Raw genomic sequence first — 1197 nt, forward strand, 5'->3', positions numbered from 1 at the left:
GATGTGTATAAGAGACAGGAACACGCTCGACCCGTCGTCTTGGCGCCAGGTGGCCAGCAACCAGCCCAGGTCCAGCAGCGGGTCCCCGATGGTCGACATCTCCCAGTCCACGATCGCCACCACTTCCGGTCCGGTGGGCGAGAACATCACGTTGGCGGCGTGGTAATCACCGTGCAGGATTCCCGGTTGCCACGATGTCGGCACGTTGCGCTGCAGCCAGGCGGCGACCTCGTGCAGCCCCGGCAGGTCCGGCCCCGGATAGTTCTCGAACTGCCCGTAGGAGTCCAGTTCGGCCAGCCAACGCGGAACCTGGCGTTCCAGGAAGCCGTCCGGCTTTCCGTAATCGGCCAAGCCCACCGCGACATGGTCGACGGCGCCGAGCTTGGCCAGCGCGTCGGCCATCGACAGGCCCATCCCATAGCGGACCGTCGGATCACCGGCGTGCAGGGCGGGTAAGTCGCCGCTGGCGTTGAACCCGTCGACGGGCTCCATCAGATAGAACACGGCGTCGCCGAGCACCGCCGGGTCGTCGCAGACGGCGATCAGGCCCGGGTGCGGTACGTCGGTACCGGCCAGCGCGGCCAGCAGCCGGGTCTCGCGCAGCATCACCGCGTTGCTCCGTGGCCGCAGGTGCCGCGGACCGCGCCGCAAAACGTAGCTGCGGCCGGCTCGGGTGAACCGCAGCATGACGTTCTGCGTGCCACCGGACAGTTCGGTGATGTCGTCCAGCGGGCCCTCGCCCAGGCCCTGAGCGGACATCCACGCCGCCACCGCTTCAAGGTTCACGGGGGAAACCTACCCGTCACCGCAGCGCGCTTGCGTGGATTCGCCGACCCGCGTCAGCTTTTCGGCCGCGCCTGCTGGGAGATCGTCTGCACCCGGATCGAGTCGTCGCCGAACACGAAGGTGTCCACCCCGTCGACGTCGACTGCCGCGGCCGCCAGCGACCATTCCAGCAGCAGCACATCGCCGCTGTAGGTCTGCGACTTGATCTCGAACTCGGCGTCGGCCAGTACTGCCGACAGCTGGCTGAACGCCGCCCGGATTCCACTGAGCCCCCGCGCCACACCGGCGGCGGTGATCAGCTCCGAGTCGTCGGTGTAGTCGACCAGCAGTTCGTCGACGTCGCCGGCGAGCAGCGCCTTGAGGTGGTGGTCGAAGATCTCTTGCGGTGAACGTGCCATCGGAAGAACATAG

General features: G+C 67.6%; 2 protein-coding genes. Both read right to left on the reverse strand.

Features of this window, described 5'->3' with window-relative positions; translation table 11 throughout:
- On the reverse strand, window positions 1-759 hold a 759-nt coding region (locus LI92_RS21265; protein ID WP_046322504.1), incomplete at its 3' end, for a phosphotransferase family protein.
- An 80-nt stretch (window positions 760-839) separates the two neighbouring features.
- Window positions 840-1197, reverse strand: a 358-nt coding sequence (locus LI92_RS21270; RefSeq protein ID WP_502691491.1) for a nuclear transport factor 2 family protein, incomplete at its 5' end; no start/stop codon positions are given.

The sequence above is a fragment of the Mycobacterium sp. UM_Kg1 genome, assembly GCF_000972925.1.
Classification (GTDB): domain Bacteria; phylum Actinomycetota; class Actinomycetes; order Mycobacteriales; family Mycobacteriaceae; genus Mycobacterium; species Mycobacterium hiberniae.